Source organism: Cellulophaga baltica 18 (genome assembly GCF_000468615.2).
Lineage (GTDB): Bacteria > Bacteroidota > Bacteroidia > Flavobacteriales > Flavobacteriaceae > Cellulophaga > Cellulophaga baltica.
The window spans coordinates 89,970-108,674 of sequence record NZ_CP009976.1 but is presented as its reverse complement, the minus strand read 5'-3'; the positions used below and the strand labels follow the sequence as shown (position 1 = coordinate 108,674).

Genomic DNA, 18,705 nt, shown 5'->3' with positions numbered 1-18,705 from the left:
TGAATTATAGGTTTATTCTAAAAATATAGACAGGATTGCCATGGTAGGTAGTTTCAAAATCTAGCGTCAACCCGTTTCTTTGGGCTACTTTTTGGGAGGGAATATTGTCTTTGTGGATGATGCTGATTAGAGAGCTGCATAAATTGTTAGAAATGGCGTAGTCTACACATGCTTTTGCTGCTTCTGTGGCATAACCCATGTTCCAGTGTTTAGGAAGTAGGGAATAGGCTATTTCAATTTCTTTTTTTTCGTGTATTTCTTGTACAAGTAATCCTGCTAAGCCAAGAAACGTTTTCGTTTGCTTGTGAATCAGTGCGAGTTTTCCGCCAAGATTGTGCTCATACCTATACAGTGTACGTTCAAAATCTGCCTTACACGCTTTTATGGGGTTCTCAGGTAAACCTTCCCAAAATTCCGAAGTTCGTTTATCTTCATGAAAAGGAAGCCATACGTTAAAATCACTGGGTTGTAATTTTCTAAATAATAATCGGTCAGACGTGCTATTATTCAGTAAGTAATCCATTTAAATGCTGTTTATAGTTCTTTATAAACAATGCTATCTTTAACTTCTAGAAGATATTTTTCTGCTAATCCTGCATTTATTTCTAGCACATATTTTATAGGTACCTGTGATGATAATCCTTCTTCATTAAAGGGAATAGCATTTTCTTGAAAACTAGCAATTTTCAAATGCTCATCGATATAAATAATATCTAATGGAATTGCTGTATTTTTCATGTAGAAAGAATGCATGGCTACATCGGGAAATATAAATAACATCCCTCTAGTTGGTTTCATGGTATTGCGGTACATGAGTCCGGTTTCAGTTTCGTAATCTGTAGCGGCTATCTCTATATCAAAAGAGGCAATAATAGAATCTGTTTTCGCTTTATAAATCGTTAATTCTCCTTCTTTTTTAAACGCAATTGCGGCAGTTTCTATGGCTTGCTTTGGTTCTTCTTTACAAGAGCTTAGAAAACCAAGAATTATGCAGCTAAGGATTGCTAAGGCATTTTTCATGGGTCTTATGATTTTGTTGGTCTAAACATGAAATAGAGTCCTATAAGAACAAACGGAATACTGAGCCATTGTCCGATAGATAACAGCTCCATAGATTCATCAAGCGAATTTTGACGTTCTTTTACAAATTCAACAAAGAAACGTATAGACCATAAAAGCACTAAAAATGTACCAAATAAGAATCCTGGCTTATCTTTTTTATCTGTTTTCCAGTAGAAATAGTATAATATAATGAAAACAAATATATAGCAAACTCCCTCGTATAATTGGGCTGGATGGCGGTAAGGTATCGCTTCTAAAATAGCTGCGAATTTAGGATTGTTTTCAATAAGACTGTAGGCTACACTAGGCGTTTTGGCATTGGTAAGTTGCATTGCTTTGTAAGCAGGAAGATCGTCAGAATTACGAACAAATTTGGTAGCAAATACAAACGATTTCTCTACGGTTTTACCAACAATTTCTGAGTTGAAAAAATTCCCCAAACGTACAAAAAATGCACCAATAGCTACAGGGATTACAATTCGGTCTAATATCCAAATTACTTTAAAGCCTGGGTGTTTACGTACATATAAGTACATGGCTATAATAATTCCTATAGCGGCACCATGACTTGCAAGTCCTGTAAAACCAGTGAATTCATATCCTTTGATAAAGCCAAGTATGGCCTCATTAGGGTTTGCTTTAATGGGTAATAATATCTCTAAAAGATTGTTTTTGTAATAGGGCCAGTCATAAAAAAATACATGTCCTAAACGGGCGCCTAGCATTGTTGCAAGAACGGTATATATGAAAAGAGAGTCTAATTGCTCAACAGTTTTTTTCTCTTTTAAAAAAATCTTTTTCATAAGGTACCAGCCCAAAGCGAAGGCGGCAATCCATAAAAGATTATAATATTTAATTTGAATAAACCCAATTTTGAATAGCGTGTCGTTTGGGTTCCAAGTAATACCTAAAAAGTACATTTACAAATATTTTGAAGGGCTAAGATAAGAAAATTGACGCTAGACAGCGTGAAGCATGGTAAAGAAATTAGAAATTTATACGATTGAAATAAAACTCCTATTTAAGGCACGGGGTCATAACCTTTTCCTCCCCAAGGGTGGCAACTAAAAATTCTTTTTATTCCAAGCCAACCTCCTTTAAAAAGGCCGTGTTTTCTTAAAGCTTCTAGGGTGTATTGTGAGCACGTAGGGCTGTAGCGGCAACTAGCTGGGGTAAGTGGTGATATGACCAATTGATAGAAGCGGACTAAAAAAACAAAAGGTGCAATGAGTATTTTTTTCATGAAGATGAAATTACCCTCAAAAATACGCTTTTCTACAGGAATTATAAAACCTGCGCGTTCCTAGGTTCAGGGTTATAGTAATTTTTATTATGAACTAATAGAAGAGGAATTTGATGCTAACTGTTCAAGTCCTTTCTGTAATGCAACAATGAGATTTGAATATCAAGGCGTAAGTTAATGGCGTTTCTAAAGATAAATTAGAGTGACAACCTTCTATAATGGCACTAATTGTTGGATTGTGTTTCCAGTGTTTAAGCTTATTGTTAAGTGAGAGAAATTGTAAGGTGCTAGTATTTCTAATGCGGTATTATATTTCTCTTTTTTTTAAACGAGCTAGGTCTATATCCTGTTCAATTTTGTACTAACGAACGTGTAAAATTTAGCCGTACATTTTCTTTAGAATAGGGGTGAAAAACGTAAAGATGTTTATAGGAGGTTTGGTTTTGATAACAGATTCTACTTGAATCATGTATTCAAAACCAAACATTATATTTTTTTAGGAGCATTAGCGCCAAAACTGCGACGCAATTTAAGTTAAGAGATGCTAAAAGTAGTACCTTCTTTACCGTCTTTTAATTGAATGCCTAGTGCTGCTAATTGGTCTCTTATAATATCAGAAGTAGCAAAATCTTTATTGTCTCTTGCTTCTTTTCTGAGTTGTATTAATAAGGCCACCACTCCAGATAATTTATCAGAATCGGAATTGGCATCATTTTTATCCTCTAGACCTAAAATGTCAAATATGAAGGCGTTGAAGGTTTCTTTTAAAAGTGTTTTGTCGGCTTCAGAGATAGCTTCTTTCTTTTCTTTGATAGCATTAATATGCTTTACAGCTTCAAATAAATGAGCAATAAGGGTTGGCGTATTAAAGTCATCATTCATGGCATCGTAACATTTCTGTTGCCATGTGGTAAAATCAAAATCAGAACTAGCTCCTGTTTCTAATTTATCAATAGCGCTTAAAGCTTCCATTAGTTTCTGAAATCCTTTTTCAGAAGCTAGCAGTGCGTCATTGCTTAAATCTAAGATACTCGTGTAGTGCGCTTGCATCATAAAAAAACGTACTACCGTAGGGGTAAAAGCTTTTGAAAGAATGCTATTATTACCAGAGAAAATTTCGTCTGGTAAAATATTATTACCAGTAGATTTTGCCATTTTTTTACCATTCATGGTAAGCATATTAGCGTGCAACCAATAATTTACAGGCGATGCGCCATTGCTGGCTTCAGCTTGTGCAATTTCACATTCATGATGCGGGAATTTTAAATCCATTCCGCCTCCATGAATATCAAAAGTTTCGCCCAAATATTTAGTGCTCATCGCAGTACATTCTAGGTGCCAACCAGGAAAACCATCTCCCCAAGGAGAAGGCCATCTCATAATATGTTGCGGTTCTGCCTTTTTCCAAAGGGCAAAATCTTGCGGACTATGCTTGTCGTCTTGAGCAGCTAATTCACGAGTATTCGCAATCATATCTTCTAACTTACGGCCACTTAATTTGCCATAGTTATGGGTTTCATTAAATTTTGGAACATCAAAATAAACAGAACCATTAACCTCGTAAGCAAAACCTTTGTTGAGAATCTCTTTTATAATTTCTATCTGCTCAATAATATGACCAGTAGCTGTAGGCTCTATACTTGGAGGTAAAAAATTAAATTTTTGTAAAATAGTATGGAAGTCAACCGTATATCGTTGTACTACTTCCATAGGTTCAATACGTTCTAAGCGTGCTTTTTTTGCAATTTTATCCTCGCCATCATCTGCATCGTTCTCTAAATGCCCTGCATCTGTGATATTACGAACATAACGTACTTTATAACCCAGGTGCTTAAAGTATCTAAAAATCATATCAAAAGACATAAATGTTCTACAGTTTCCTAAGTGTACATTGCTGTATACTGTGGGACCGCAAACATACATTCCTATGGCACCTTCATGTATAGGTGTAAATAGCTCTTTTTGTCCAGATAATGAATTGTAAACTTTTAAATGCTGAGTTTTATATAATTGCATGCTTTGATTGAAAAATAATTAAAACCTTGTTTCTAATTTGATAAAATTTAAAAACTCTCTACGCGTAGCTTCTTCTTTGAATTTTCCACCATATTCTGCAGTAACTGTGCTGCTTTCAATATCGCGAATACCTCTAGAATTTACACAAAGGTGTTTTGCGTCAATAACGCAAGCTACATCCTCTGTGTTCAAGACTTTTTGTAATTCTCTTACAATCTGAATATTTAAACGTTCTTGTACTTGTGGTCTTTTTGCAAAATAATCTACAATTCGATTCATTTTAGAAAGTCCAACAACACTACCGTTTGAGATATAAGCAACATGAGCTCTACCAACAATTGGTAAGAAATGATGCTCACAAGTACTATAAAGTGTTATGTTTTTTTCAACCAACATCTCACCATATTTGTATTTGTTGTCAAATGTTGAGGATTTCGGTTTTCTGTTAGGGTGTAAGCCTGCAAATATTTCGTTAACAAACATTTTTGCCACTCGGTTAGGAGTGCCCTTTAAACTATCATCAGTAAGGTCTAAGCCTAAAGTTTCCATGATTTCAGAAACATTTGCCTTAATCTTTACTATTTTTTCTTCATCACTCAATTCAAAAGCATTGGCAAGTAATGGAGTATCTTCAGAAGTAGAAACATGATTGTCTCCAATTTCATCAAATTGATCTTCTAATGTGCTGTCAATTTTCATTTATTATCATCTCTTAAATGCTGCAAAGATATACATTATCTACTATTTAATAGCAAGTTTAGCTTGTTACACAACATTAATTAGCACAGGCTTTGTCGCGTGTTTAGTTTTATACTTACTAATGAAGTATCTCTAATGAGATTTATTATATTATTTTTTTTATTTTCTAATTTTACCATTGCGCAAATCTCTCCAGATTGTTCAACGGCTATTCCTATTTGTAATAATACACCGGTGAATAGCGGGACAAATAGTTTTGGGGTAGATGATTTTGCAGGAGTCAGTGAGTCTGGTTGTTTAGAGCGTACCGCTTCAGGATCTATAGAATCAAATTCGGCATGGTATCGCTTTAGAACTTCGGCATCAGGGCAGTTAGGATTTAATATCAGTACAGCTACGGATGAAGACTGGGATTTTGCATTATACAAAACAGATGACTGTTCCAATTTAGGAGATCCGTTGCGTTGTAATTTTTTAGATAATGGCGATCAAAATAGTTTTCTAGGAGTAGGAGAGGACCCTACGGGAGCTACAGATAATATACAATATGAAGATTGGCTTTCTGTAGTGCCAGGCGAAGAATATTACCTGTTAATTAATAATTTTTCAAATGTAAATTCAGGTTTTTCAATCCAATTTTCGGGTGATATTTTTGTAACAAATCCCTATGATGCTTTAGATTGTACTATTATAAGTAATCTTTTAGGTCCGCCTATAGCGGCTTGTGAATCAGATTTTGTACAATTAGATGCTACTAGCACTGGTGCCTTAAGTTATGAATGGTATCGGGATGATGGTAGTGGTTATACGCAAATTGTAGGAGCCACAACTGCTATTTTAAATGTGTTGGATTCGTCTAATTATCGGGTGGTAGTTACGAGAGCTGCAGACAATATTATTAGTGATGTTCAAGTGTCTTTTTCTGCAAGGCCTGTAGCTAATACTGTGATGGATAAATTTTTCTGTTTTGATGAAGCGGTTTTTGATTTAAGTACCGTTGATGTAGAAGTTTTAGGGTCTCAAAATCCAGATGATTTTTTAATCACCTACCATGCAACATTTTCTGATGCTGTTACGGGGTTTAATGCTCTAGAAAATAATCATGTAAAATCAGCAGGTACAGAAACAATTTATATTAGAATTTCGTCACTAGCAAATCCTAATTGTTATGATGCTTCTCAAGATTTTCAATTGATAGTATCTGAGGGAATAGTGCAAGATTTTCCAGCAACGGTCTACTTGTGTGAGGCTATTTCTTCTGCTAGTATTGGTGATGATACTCCAAATTCAAATTTCACGTATTTGTGGAGTACAGGTGAAAGTACTGCAACTATAAACGTGGCAGCGGCAGGAATTTATGAACTTACGGTAAGTATCACGGTTGGTACGCTAACCTGTACAGAGGTTTTTGATGTGACTTTGGTTATTTCAAAATCACCCAGCATTACAACAGTAGTTGTTGATGATTTACAGGTAAATAATACAGTTTTGGTTCACACAGAATTGGATGGCAACTATGAATATCAGATAGATGAGGAACCTTTTCAGATGAGCTCACAATTTACCAATGTTTTACCAGGTATGCATACGGTTACTGTGAATGATTTAGAAGGTTGTGGCACGGATTCTGAAACCATTATAGTGGTTGGGTTTAAGCGATTTTTCAGCCCTAATGGCGATGGGATTAATGATGAGTGGTCTGTAGAAGGCTTAGAAACATTAGACAGTCCGGTACTGCTAATTTTTGATCGCTATGGAAAATTATTACAACAGCTAGATCCTACACAAACAGCATGGGATGGTTTATATAAAGGAATCCAAATGCCTGCTTCAGATTATTGGTTTCAACTAAGTTACTTAGAAACCGATGGTAGTAGGGTTGTTGCAAAATATATAAACAATCACTTTTCTTTAAAGCGATAGCGCTAAATAACACAGGTATTTCATCGATTAAATGCAAATAATAGCGGCTAAATATACTAAACTGACCGTATATTAAGTTAATACCCCATATCACACACACCATCACACACAAATGAGACTATTTTTAAGCGTGCTTTGTTTTATGTTGTTTTTGACAACTTTTGCTCAAAATTCACCAGATTGTAGAACGGCAATTCCCGTATGTGCAGATATACCTTACTTGGGTCTTGCAGACGGATTAGGGGATATAGAGGATTTTGATCCCGAAGTAATTTTACAAACGGGATGTTTAGAAAAGGGTAGCGTAAGTTCTGCTAATATTGAAAATAACACTTCTTGGTTTGTTTTTAGAGCAGGTACGGGTGGTCAAGTTGGTTTTGATATTGAAGCCCTTTCTGATACTGCTGAGTGGGATTTTGCGGTGTATGGTCCTGATGTAGATTGTGAGGCTATCTCTAACGGCACAGCGCAACCAATACGTTGTAATTATGAAGTGAATACAACACGTTTTACAGGCTTAGGCGTAAATCCAGAAAATGGTGATGAAGGGAGACCTAATCAAACCCAGAGCTTGAATACCTATGATGAGTACCTAAATGTTACGGCGGGGGAGGTCTATTATATTCTAATTAACAACTTTAATACAAATTTTGATGATGATCCCGAGCCTTTTGAGCTTACGTTCACAGGGGGCTCTGTAAGTGAAAACCAAGATACGGCATTAGATTGTACCTTAAGGGATGAATTTTTAGGATTGGACATTGCTGCCTGTGAAGGTGACGCGGATATTACATTAAGTGCCTTACGCTCTCCTGCAGGTCCAGATATAGCATCTATAGTTTGGTCTGTAGATTATGATGATGATGGCGTAATTGATGACGCTAATTTATTGAGTGGTCCTCCAGCAACTGCGGCAGAATTAGTGATTCCTGCTCAAGTTGCAAACTCAGGGCGTTACTTTGTGACAATAACAACGGTTTCAGGGACACCTCCAACTATTGTTGATGTAGGCGGAATTTTAATTACCGTTTTCGGGCCTCCAGTTTTGCAAGAGGTAATTGTTTTAAATTCTAACCTAACGAATGCTCCTGATCAAAATAATATAGAAATAGTTGTAGAGGATCTAAGAGGTAATGGTTCTTATGAATATGCCATTAATGACGGGCCGTTTAGAGACGTTCCTATATTTTATGATGTTCCTCCGGGGATAAACACGGTAATCATTAATGATAAGAATGGTTGTGGTATAACAGAACCTATAGAGTTTTTAGTGATAGGGTATCCAAAGTTTTTTACACCCAATGGAGATTTAATAAATGATACTTGGAATATTAAAGGAATTGATGATCCTAGCATCATAGATCCTGTGGTGTTTATCTTTGATCGCTATGGTAAATTGTTAAAACAATTAGATGTAAATAGCGCTTGGGATGGTACTTATGTTGGTAGAACAATGCCAGGCTCTGATTATTGGTTCAGATTTGAATACGCAGGTACAGAAAATGGAGTAGTAGTTGCAAAGCTGTTGCAGAATCACTTTACTTTAAAAAGATAAAAGACCCGCTTTAGGGCGAGTCTTTTAATATGCTTTACATGATATTTTTCTTAGAAGTTCACCGTATAGGATAGCGTAACATTGGTGTTTGTTCTATCGATATTTAAATTGGCGGTAGGATCAGTACTTAAAATAGTACGACTTCTATCTTGTGAGAATGAGTTTACTGCTAAATCTAATCTGCTAGGACCAAAATTGTATCCAAGACCACCCGAAATTCCATTTAAATCTCCTATCAAGTTATTTTCGTAAGGACTTTGCTCGTAACGGTATCCTGCTCTCAAGCTTACTTGTTTGATTCTGTACTCACCACCTAATCTAATAGAGGAAACAGCTTTTAATTGTTCTGAAATAAATTCATTTTCAGTTAAAAAATTTGGATCAGAATCAGGTCTCAATTCTGCCTTAGACATATCTTGGTAACCGTAATCTAAACTTAATAAACCATCTTTTCCAAAAACCAAGGCTAAACTACCTGTTACTTTTCCTGGAGTTTTAATGGTGTATTTATCGTAGGTATTTATTACATTAAAATTGATAAAGCCTATATCTTGATCGGCTATATCTGAATTAATACGTTGAGAAAATTCATCTGAAATGCGGTACCATGTAGGAGATTGGTAACTACCACCAACTCTTACGTTGTTGTTTACTTTTGCAATTGCACCTAAGCTAAATGAAAAAGCATTTCCGCGGCTGCTTAATAGATTGTCAAATGTGGTGAATTGCACATCAGAATCTGCATTATAGCCGTTTTCTGTAAGTTCAGTAAGTTGATCCAAAAATATACTGTGCACGTTAATAGAGGCTCCTATATATAAATTGTCTTGATACTGAGAGGCCATGTTAAACGTGTATTTATCATTGTATCCTGTGCTTATTTGACGATAATTTTGAGTAACCGAATTGTATTCACTTGTAGAAATATAGTCAGTATTGTTGTCGTTGTCTGGGTCTACAGCATCTATGGCGCCACCAAAAATTCCTAAAAAGGCTTGTTGGTCTCTAAAGCCTAGGCTAGAACCAATATCTAAGTAGGCAGATTCTATAAATTCTCCATCTTGCAATTTTAAAGGGCCAAGAGGTAGGCCTTGTGCGAAACTCAAGAAGTAGTTGTCAATACCCTGTGTGGTATTGTAATTTACATTGATGTAATTGTCAAAGCTCTGTACTTTGTCAAAATTTAAGCCAATGCTAAATTTTTTCCAATTTGCATCAGGGTTACTATTATTAAATACAAATACGCCTCCAATTTGATTAATGTCAAAATTATTCTCTGTAGAATTGAAAGAGTTATTTCCAGTATAGAACGTATTGTTTTTTACGTGGAAATTAGTTCCAGAAAGGGTAAACTGACTGTTGTTAAAAACGGCCGATCCCGCAGGGTTGATATTTAAGGATGATAAATCTCCTCCTAGAGCTCCAAAAGCACCACTCATTGCTTGAAATCTTGCGGTACCTTGTAAGTTATCTGTACTGTATCTTAAAACGTCATCAATATTTTGTGCATTCATAGCTGCGCATGCCGCTACCATGACCAAAGTAATATACTTTTTCATATCAATCTTAATTAAAATTTAAATCTTAGCTTAATTTCCTCTACCACTACTTCTGCTACTGCTAGATGATGATCTAGAAGAGCTACCGCTGCTTCTTGAAGAAGAAGAGCTGCTACTTCTAGAAGAACTGCCTGAAGATCTATAACTTCCGCCACTACTAGATCTACTGCTAGAGCTTCTAGTGGTTGTAGGAGAGCTGCTTCTAGAGCTAGAACTTCTTGTTGTTGGGCTACTGCTTCTTGAGTTGCTACTAGAAGACCTGCTTGTTGAAGGTGTATATGTTCTTGAAGAAGATCTGCTGTAGGTACTTCTATTATTATTATTATTATTTGGACTGCTTGAGCTTCCTCTGTAGGTAGAGCTTGTTCTAGCGCTTCTGCTGGAGCTTGGAGATACTCTTGTGCTTCTTGAAGTTCTGTAACTAGAGTTTCTATTGGTGCTTGATCCAGTTCTGTACGAAGAACTTCTGGAAGTTGCTGCGTTGCTTCTACTTCTGCTAGTAGAATAATTTGATCTAGAGCTAGATAAGGCAGATCTACTTCTTAAAGCTGAGTTGCTATATAGGCTAGATCTGTAGTTACCTCTTCTGCCATACGATCGTGCATAGCTTCTGTTGCCGTAATTATTGTAGCGGTTGTGGTAGTTATTGTAGTATGGAGCGTAAAAACCTCCGCCATAAAAACCTGCACCATAGAAACCTCCACCGTAAAATCCATTATAACCGTAGCCGCCGCCCCAGCCCCAATTATTCCAACGATTGTAGCCCCACGGTCTGTTCCAATAGCCATAATTATTATAATAACCGTTCCAGCCCCAGTTATTCCAACCGTAGCCACCGCCCCAGCCCCAATTGTTATTATTGTAATAGTTTATAGATACACTTGTTGGATTTTCTCCCCATCCGCCATAACCGTCATAGTTGTTATAATCATCATTATAATAACTATCTTCGTAAGCCATGTCAGTACTGTCCTGTGCTTGGCTATAATACCCATCTATATCTGTGAAAATCTCATCATCTAAGATTTCCTGATATTCATCGGCCTTTTGTCCAAAGTAATTGGCATAAGGATTATTTGTTTGCTGAACCGGTGCAGAAGGTCTTTCAGTATATTGTACGGTTTCGTTAGCATAAATACCATCGTTATCATAATATGAAGATTGTTGGTATGAGCCACAAGACACTAAAAATAATGCTAAAATTGGCACTAAGATAGCTGCTCTGACTTTTAGGAGGGGTGCTGGATGTATCATCTATTAGAAATTTAATTGTTGAACACTGTAAAAATAGTTAGTTTTACCGAACTATTTTTTAAATAAAGGTACAAGATTTGTGCCAAACTAAGTGCTATGAGTAAAAACTTAACGAAAAGAAGCGAGGATTATTCTAAATGGTATAATGAACTTGTTGTAAAAGCCGATTTAGCTGAAAATTCGGGAGTTAGAGGTTGTATGGTGATTAAACCTTATGGATATGCCATATGGGAAAAAATGCAAGCAGCTTTAGATACCATGTTTAAAGAAACAGGTCATGAGAATGCCTATTTTCCTTTATTTATACCTAAATCATATCTAAGTAAAGAGGCGAGTCATGTAGAGGGCTTTGCAAAAGAATGTGCTGTGGTTACGCATTACCGACTTAAAATGGCGGAAGATGGAAGCGGAATTATTGTAGACCCTGATGCTAAGTTAGAGGAAGAGCTTATTGTAAGACCAACTTCTGAAACTATTATATGGGATACCTACAGAAAATGGATTCAGTCTTACAGAGATTTACCGATATTAATCAATCAATGGGCTAATGTAGTGCGTTGGGAAATGCGTACACGTTTATTTTTACGTACGGCAGAATTTTTATGGCAAGAAGGGCATACCGCCCATGCCACAAAAAATGAAGCTGTAGCAGAAGCAGAGCAAATGATGAATATCTATGCGGAATTTGCTGAGAATCATATGGCTGTTCCTGTAATAAAAGGTTTAAAGACAGAAACAGAGCGTTTTGCAGGTGCTATAGAAACGTATTGTATTGAAGCCTTAATGCAAGATGGGAAAGCCTTGCAAGCAGGTACGTCTCACTTCTTAGGTCAGAATTTTGCAAAGGCATTTGATGTGAAGTTTACTTCTAAAGAAGGAAAACAAGAATTAGTTTGGGCTACTTCATGGGGAGTTTCTACCAGATTAATGGGGGCGTTAGTGATGACGCATAGTGATGATAAAGGTTTGGTACTTCCTCCAAAATTAGCACCAATACAGGTTGTTATTGTTCCTATTTATAAGGGTGATGACCAGTTAGATGCTATTTCTGAGCGAATTGCGCCACTTGTAAAAGAATTACGTGCAAAAGGAGTTTCTGTTAAATACGACAATAGAGACACGTATAAGCCAGGATTTAAGTTTGCGGAGTATGAACTTAAGGGTGTGCCTATTCGTTTGGCTATTGGACAGCGAGACATGGATAATGGAACTTTTGAAGTTGCCCGAAGAGATACTTTAGAAAAAGAAACGGTTCAGGCAGATGAAATTGTAGCTAAAATTGAATTCTTACTAGAAGATATTCAGAAGAATATTTTCAAAAAAGCATTAGATTATAGAGAGAATCACATCACAGAAGTAGAAAATTACGATGAATTTAAAGAAATTTTAGAAAATAAAGGAGGTTTTATTTCTGCGCATTGGGATGGTACTCCTGAAACGGAAGAGCGAATTAAAAATGAGACAAAGGCAACAATACGTTGTATTCCGATAGATGTAAAGCCGGAAAATGGAGTTTGTATTCTTACTGGAAAACCTTCAAAAAACCGAGTGCTTTTTGCAAAAGCGTATTAATTTTTCAAAAAAATATAATTAGCTATTGCAATAGTAAAAAATAGTTGTATTTTTGCATCCGCAATTACGCAATGTGTTGGTCCGTTCGTCTAGGGGTTAGGACGCCAGGTTTTCATCCTGGTAACAGGGGTTCGATTCCCCTACGGACTACAAAATGCTTTTAAATAGATTGCTCTATTTTTTGGCGTTAAGTTCAAATATATTATGGTCCGTTCGTCTAGGGGTTAGGACGCCAGGTTTTCATCCTGGTAACAGGGGTTCGATTCCCCTACGGACTACTTAAAAAAATTAAGGATTGAAAATCCTAAATAAATAAATTAGAAAAGAAATGGCAAATCACAAGTCAGCGTTAAAGAGAATTAGAAGAAACGAAGCAGCGCGTATACGTAATAAATATCAGCACAAAACAATGCGTAATGTATTGAAGAAGATTCGTTCTGAAGAAGATAAGAAAGCTGCTGAAACTTTATTTCCTACTGTTGTAAGTATGATTGATAGATTAGCTAAGCGTAACATTATACACGCTAACAAAGCTTCTAATCTTAAAAGTAAATTATCTAAGCAAATTGCAGCTCTATAAGTTTTTGTAGAAATTTGCTATACAGAATATATAAAGCGCTTCATCACTTGATGAGGCGCTTTTATTTTTATAAAAATCTTCATTAAAGAGTCCTAGTCCTAAATATCTTTTTAGTACTAAGGTTTGTCTATTTTAGTGGTCCGTACTTTGACTCAAAATAGTATTGTTTTCTTATTCCTTTATTAAGGGCTGTTTATTGCGCTTCTAGGTGACAAAAGCGTAAAATCGCACAGTTATATATCAATCGTTTCTAAAGCTGCTTAGCGTTGCGTGTACATGCCTAGTGCAGCATAGGGTCTGTGATGAACTTTCATTTAAATTCCTGCTTCATAATCTTTTTTTTATATTAGAAACAATGGTCATGGGAGTGTGCTCGTATTTTGATGTAGGACTAATGGGTTTGTTTAAATAGATAGGTTGAGGTATTTGGTTTTAAGCTCAAATAAGCAACTTAACGGCGTTATTATCTTATTACGAGAATATATGGGGGAGAGGTTATTTGAATGAAGTGAGGTTATCTCGGTTTGGGTTTCATGACGATAAAGCCGATAATAAAGCAACAGTACATTGTAAATGATGCTGCTTTGTGAACAGGAGCAATTTGATAATATAAGGCAACGTTTTCCCTTGTAATATGGCTATATATAATATTAATTGGAAAGTAGACTAATTCGTAGATGATTAGCCCTAGACTTATCCAGAAAAGCAGTCTTTTGAAAAGCAATGGATTTTTTCTGTTTTCTAAAATGAAATTTACGGATATAAAAATAAGTAAGAGCGAAGCGTAGGTGTAAGAGAATAACTGCCTTTCCGTTATGATGCTTTTGAAATAGGCATTTATAAACGCTATGATTAAATAAGCTATTCCTCCATAAGCTATAATATTTTTTATTTTTTTACTGGAGGTGTAATGCCAAAAGATATAATAAAAGTAGCTAAAAAATATAAGTGAATAGGCGTAATATATAATGTAGTTGTAGTCGGAATATAACCCGGTGATAAACGGATTTAAATTTGGGTCTATTCTGATGATCAAACCTAGTAGTTCTGTTAATAAAATATAGGTTAACATAACGGGGAGAAACCGCAATTTACTTTCAAAATACTTTTTGTAGTTGACAATAGAAGCTCCTATTGTAAGTACGTAAAGTATTAAATAGTGATCCGAGAATATTTCTTTAAACAAATTACGGGGGCTTAATATGTTTAATATAGTGAAATTAATGATTAGATTATACTTTTAATTTTCCTTTCATTTGAATGAAGCCATAGATGAAAAATATGTACATTATATCAACAAGAATAATGTGAAGGCGTCTAACGTTATGATAAATTTCAATATTTTGAAAACTTGTGTTTGAATAGTAAATAATAATTGGTATAAACCCTGAGTAAAATATTAGTAATCCGATGCTTAACCAAAAAACCAAGCTATGTTTAGAAAATTTAGTTCTTAGAATTTTATTGTCTAATCTAAAATAGATTGAGATAATATATATTAATATTATACTTCCTGTTATATACATCAATATTAAAGAATCTAATACTGGATTTTGAAAAAATATATTAATTATACATATGAGCACATAAATAAATGAAATAAATTTTATTTTTCTTCTTTTTGATTTTATAAAACTCCAATAAACAAAGAAAAAGTAACCGAAGAAAATAAAATTATATGCGTTATATAGTGCTTGGCTATGATCTGAATAAAACCCCGATATTATAGGATTAAAATCAGGGTTGTATTTTATAAATGTACCTAACGATTCATTGAGCAAAGTGTACATAAAAAGTATAGGTAAATATTTCAATGATGTATCGAAATATTTATTATAATTATATAAAGAGACAAAAGTAGTTAGGCAATATAGGGGTAAAAAAGAATTTTCTAATATTTTGTCAAGAATATCAATCATAATTGACTGATGTTAATTAAAATCAGATCCCTTCGGTGGTGGAGGGGACATTTGAATAGTGTTCATAATCAAACTTTCTTCAGCAAACATTAGGGGTGCTGTTGTTGCGGGTAAGAAAGAGGCATAAGATTTATTCGTTTTCTTATGAGTGTCTCCCATTTTACTGTCTAAGATTCCCGGATAGTCTCGGATCAATGCAGCTTCTTTCTTGCCGTCACCTAAATCTTTAATATAAAAACCCATATTCATAGCGTCAACTTTCATTGTTGGAAGGATGAAAAATGAATTTTGGCGCGGGTGTTTTACTTTTTTATGATCAGGAAAATCTTTTTTGTCTGGGTAGGTAGAAAAATAAAAACGTAAGGTTTCTACTTTTACTCCAGCCTCTTTAGCTTCTTGCTCTACATAGGCAATATAGTTTTTTACCGTTTCTATATCATAATCGCCATAACGAGAAGCAATAAATTTAGAACCATCTTCTAAAGGATCTTCTATTTTTTCTATTAATTGAGCTCTTTTTTTAGTGTAATTGTCGTAATCTTGTTTTGCTTCTGTAATGCTTATAATTTGCTCAGGAGCTTTTACTTCTTTTGTTTTTTCTTCCTGTAACTCTTTGTGTGCAGGTTCCGTGTCAGGGGTGGTTGGTTTCTTTTCGGAATTACAGCTTACAATTAATGAGAAGGCAACGAATAGCAATCCCAAGTTTTTTTTACGTTTCATCGGTTATGATTTTTAGTGTTGTGAAATTAGTTGCATGTGAGCCGTAGAGGGGATTGTGCTTTTTATGCTTTGTAAATATATTTGAAATAATTGATAAATAGAACTCTAATGGCTTTATTTCGTAATGATACGCTAATGAAGAACCAGTTTTAAGGCCATTAAAAAAGCCCAATGAAATTTTCATTGGGCTTTTTGTATTTGAAATTAGAGTTAATTTTATTGACTCATCGTCATTAAAAACTCTTCATTGTTTTTTGTTTGTTTAATGCGTTGCTCAATAAACTCCATCGCTTCTATTGGGTTCATATCGGCTAAATACTTGCGCATAATCCACATACGTTGTATCGTAGCTTCATCTAACAATAAATCATCTCTACGTGTACTAGAAGAGGTAAGATCTATAGCAGGGAATATTCTACGATTAGCAATCTTACGATCTAATTGTAGTTCCATGTTACCGGTACCTTTGAATTCTTCAAAAATAACCTCGTCCATTTTAGAACCTGTTTCCGTTAAAGCAGTTGCAATAATAGATAGCGATCCGCCACCTTCTATATTACGAGCAGCTCCAAAGAAACGTTTTGGTTTATGTAGAGCATTGGCATCTACACCACCACTTAATACTTTTCCAGAAGGCGGTTGTACCGTGTTGTAAGCACGCGCTAAACGTGTTATAGAGTCTAAGAGGATAACAACATCATGACCACATTCTACTAGTCTTTTGGCTTTTTCTAAGACGATATTAGCAACTCTAACGTGTTCTGTAGGTTCTTTGTCAAAAGTAGAAGCAACAACTTCTCCGCGAACGTTACGTTGCATGTCTGTAACTTCTTCAGGACGTTCATCAATTAATAATATAATTTGATATACTTCTGGGTGGTTTGCTGCAATACCATTTGCGATATCTTTAAGCAACATTGTTTTACCAGATTTAGGTTGCGATACGATCATACCTCTTTGTCCTTTTCCAATTGGAGAGAATAAATCAATAATACGTGTAGATATGGTACCTTGTCTTTCTGATAAATTAAATTTTTCTTGAGGGAATAAGGGTGTTAAATGCTCAAAAGCGACACGATCACGTACAACTTGTGGATCAATACCATTTATCTTATTCACTTTTATTAAAGGAAAATACTTTTCACCTTCTTTTGGTGGGCGGACATTTCCTAAAACGGTATCTCCAGTTTTTAAACCAAACAAACGGATTTGTGATTGTGATACATAAATATCATCTGGAGATGATAAGTAGTTGTAATCTGAAGAACGTAAGAAGCCGTAGCCATCTTGCATAATATCGAGAACACCTTCACTAGCAATAATACTATCAAATTCGTATTCTGGTTCCTTATACCTGTTCTTTAAATCTTTGTCAAAATTATTATTCTTCTCCTGTTTTGGTCTAGGATTAGGTTTGTTTTGATTTGGATTACTATTGTTATTGTTCTGGTTGTTGTGAACAGGCGTCTTTTTTTGAAACTCTTTTTTCTGACTAGCAACAGGAGCCTTCGTATTTTTTGGATGCGGAACTCTTGCTTCTTTTGGAGTACTCTCTTTACTAGGAGTAGCTTCTGTTTTAGCAGGTGCATCTTTTGCCGCAACAGGCCTTGGATTAGGCTTGTTAGGTCTTGCTGGTTTTTTCGGAGCGCTGTCTGTTGGTTTTTCAACAACAGGTTCTTCCTTTTTATCAGTTTTAGCCGTGATTCTAGGTTTTTTAGGTCTAGGAGCCTTTGCTGGCTTAGGTTTTTCTGCTACTTCGGGAGTAGTACTACTTATTGCAGCTTGTACAACTTTAGGGTTGGCAGCTTGCACGTCTAAAATTTGATAAACTAAGTCTAGTTTTTTTAAGGTTTTGTACTTTGGTACATTTAAACCATTGGCTATTTCCTGAAGCTCAGGAAGCTTTTTTGATTTTAAATCTGAAATTTCAAACATTAATAATTGAATAAATTATACGTCTCTATAAAATGAAGTGTATTGTAATCTTGAAAATTAACGGAACGATGTCCTAAATATTGGTGAGTGTTATGGTACTGTGAGACAATATTACAAATTATTTTCAATATTTCATTGATATTTCTTAAAAAGACGCTTATTTTGCAGTCTTAAATTATAATTTAGAGAATGATTCAAAGAATCCAAACATTATATTTACTTATAGTAATACTTTTAACGGCAGCTTTACCGTTCTGGGTAAACCTATGGTCAGATGTTAAAGGAAAAGAAATTTTTGCTAAAGATGATATTCTTATCTCAGGCGCTTTCTTCGTTTCTGCAATATTGGCTTTGATAGCTATAGTGTTATACAAAAAAAGACAAAACCAATTTGTGGTAAACAGATTGAATATGATATTGAACCTTTTTTTACTAGGATTTTTCGTTTATCGATCGCTAAACTTATCTGGAGAGATTTCGGTTTCTGAGAAGGGTATTGGGATGCTGATTCCTATTTTTTCTATCGTTTTTTTAGTCTTGGCCAACAAGGCAATTAGGAAGGATGAGGATCTTGTAAAATCTGTTGATCGCTTACGTTAAACCTAACATCTTAGTAGTATTAGTGCGTGAACCCGGGGTAGTGCCCGGGTTTTTTATGCTTTAAAATT

Annotated in this window: 15 protein-coding genes and 2 tRNA genes; 7 read left to right on the top strand and 10 right to left on the bottom strand. The window is 35.2% G+C overall.

All coding sequences use genetic code 11. The annotated features are described in order from the left end of the window. Positions 1-4: 4 nt before the first annotated feature. The 6 genes from M666_RS00395 to folE all read right to left on the bottom strand — a co-directional run bounded on the left by M666_RS00395 (position 5) and on the right by folE (position 5,020). Positions 5-523 (bottom strand): GNAT family N-acetyltransferase, encoded by a 519-nt coding sequence (locus tag M666_RS00395; RefSeq protein WP_029445424.1) that lies wholly within the window; start codon positions 521-523, stop codon positions 5-7. Positions 524-534: 11 nt separating this feature from the next. Then, the gene (locus M666_RS00390) at positions 535-1,020 is read right to left on the bottom strand and encodes a DUF192 domain-containing protein (RefSeq protein ID WP_029445425.1); all 486 of its coding nucleotides are present in this window, start codon (positions 1,018-1,020) and stop codon (positions 535-537) included. Between the two features lie 5 nt (positions 1,021-1,025). After that, entirely contained in the window at positions 1,026-1,982 is a 957-nt protein-coding gene (lgt, locus tag M666_RS00385) for a prolipoprotein diacylglyceryl transferase (RefSeq protein ID WP_029445426.1), read from the bottom strand. A gap of 101 nt (positions 1,983-2,083) precedes the next feature. Next, positions 2,084-2,305: a membrane protein insertion efficiency factor YidD gene (yidD, locus tag M666_RS00380; RefSeq protein ID WP_024479484.1), complete on the bottom strand. Its 222-nt coding sequence runs from the start codon at positions 2,303-2,305 to the stop codon at positions 2,084-2,086. A 534-nt stretch (positions 2,306-2,839) separates the two neighbouring features. After that, the gene (gene cysS / locus M666_RS00375) at positions 2,840-4,321 is read right to left on the bottom strand and encodes a cysteine--tRNA ligase (protein ID WP_029445427.1); all 1,482 of its coding nucleotides are present in this window, start codon (positions 4,319-4,321) and stop codon (positions 2,840-2,842) included. A gap of 18 nt (positions 4,322-4,339) precedes the next feature. Continuing rightward, complete coding sequence (gene folE / locus M666_RS00370) at positions 4,340-5,020, bottom strand: GTP cyclohydrolase I FolE (protein ID WP_029445428.1); 681 nt, start codon at positions 5,018-5,020, stop codon at positions 4,340-4,342. A gap of 135 nt (positions 5,021-5,155) precedes the next feature. Between folE and M666_RS00365 the strand changes: the two genes are divergently transcribed. Together M666_RS00365 and M666_RS00360 are read left to right on the top strand one after the other, a co-directional pair. Continuing rightward, positions 5,156-6,943, top strand: coding sequence for a T9SS type B sorting domain-containing protein (locus tag M666_RS00365; RefSeq protein WP_029445429.1), 1,788 nt, complete (start codon positions 5,156-5,158; stop codon positions 6,941-6,943). Positions 6,944-7,085: 142 nt separating this feature from the next. Further along, positions 7,086-8,498 carry a T9SS type B sorting domain-containing protein gene (locus M666_RS00360; protein ID WP_226989943.1) on the top strand — a complete coding sequence of 471 codons (1,413 nt, stop codon included), beginning with the start codon at positions 7,086-7,088 and terminating at the stop codon, positions 8,496-8,498. A 50-nt stretch (positions 8,499-8,548) separates the two neighbouring features. Here M666_RS00360 and M666_RS00355 read toward each other — a convergent pair whose 3' ends face one another. Both M666_RS00355 and M666_RS00350 read right to left on the bottom strand, forming a co-directional pair. Beyond that, positions 8,549-10,057, bottom strand: a complete 1,509-nt coding sequence (locus M666_RS00355; protein WP_029445431.1) for an OmpP1/FadL family transporter — start codon at positions 10,055-10,057, stop codon at positions 8,549-8,551. A gap of 30 nt (positions 10,058-10,087) precedes the next feature. After that, on the bottom strand, positions 10,088-11,311 hold the full coding sequence (locus tag M666_RS00350) for a hypothetical protein (protein ID WP_029445432.1): 1,224 nt from the start codon (positions 11,309-11,311) through the stop codon (positions 10,088-10,090). Positions 11,312-11,407: 96 nt separating this feature from the next. Between M666_RS00350 and proS the strand changes: the two genes are divergently transcribed. The 4 genes from proS to rpsT all read left to right on the top strand — a co-directional run bounded on the left by proS (position 11,408) and on the right by rpsT (position 13,463). After that, positions 11,408-12,883, top strand: coding sequence for a proline--tRNA ligase (gene proS / locus M666_RS00345; protein WP_025614117.1), 1,476 nt, complete (start codon positions 11,408-11,410; stop codon positions 12,881-12,883). A 78-nt stretch (positions 12,884-12,961) separates the two neighbouring features. Then, a tRNA-Glu gene (locus tag M666_RS00340) sits at positions 12,962-13,033 on the top strand. 56 nt (positions 13,034-13,089) lie between these two features. Beyond that, positions 13,090-13,161: transfer RNA gene (locus M666_RS00335), tRNA-Glu, on the top strand. 50 nt (positions 13,162-13,211) lie between these two features. After that, positions 13,212-13,463 (top strand): 30S ribosomal protein S20, encoded by a 252-nt coding sequence (gene rpsT, locus M666_RS00330; RefSeq protein WP_024479492.1) that lies wholly within the window; start codon positions 13,212-13,214, stop codon positions 13,461-13,463. A gap of 1,931 nt (positions 13,464-15,394) precedes the next feature. Here the strand turns inward: rpsT and M666_RS19850 are convergent. After that, positions 15,395-16,102 carry a hypothetical protein gene (locus tag M666_RS19850; RefSeq protein WP_029445434.1) on the bottom strand — a complete coding sequence of 236 codons (708 nt, stop codon included), beginning with the start codon at positions 16,100-16,102 and terminating at the stop codon, positions 15,395-15,397. 216 nt (positions 16,103-16,318) lie between these two features. Then, a complete protein-coding gene (gene rho, locus M666_RS00315) occupies positions 16,319-18,037 on the bottom strand; it encodes a transcription termination factor Rho (RefSeq protein WP_029445435.1) in 1,719 nt (572 codons plus the stop codon). Positions 18,038-18,226: 189 nt separating this feature from the next. Here rho and M666_RS00310 point away from each other — a divergent pair, with 189 nt between their 5' ends. Continuing rightward, complete coding sequence (locus tag M666_RS00310) at positions 18,227-18,637, top strand: DUF4293 domain-containing protein (protein ID WP_024479498.1); 411 nt, start codon at positions 18,227-18,229, stop codon at positions 18,635-18,637. Positions 18,638-18,705 lie beyond the last annotated feature (68 nt).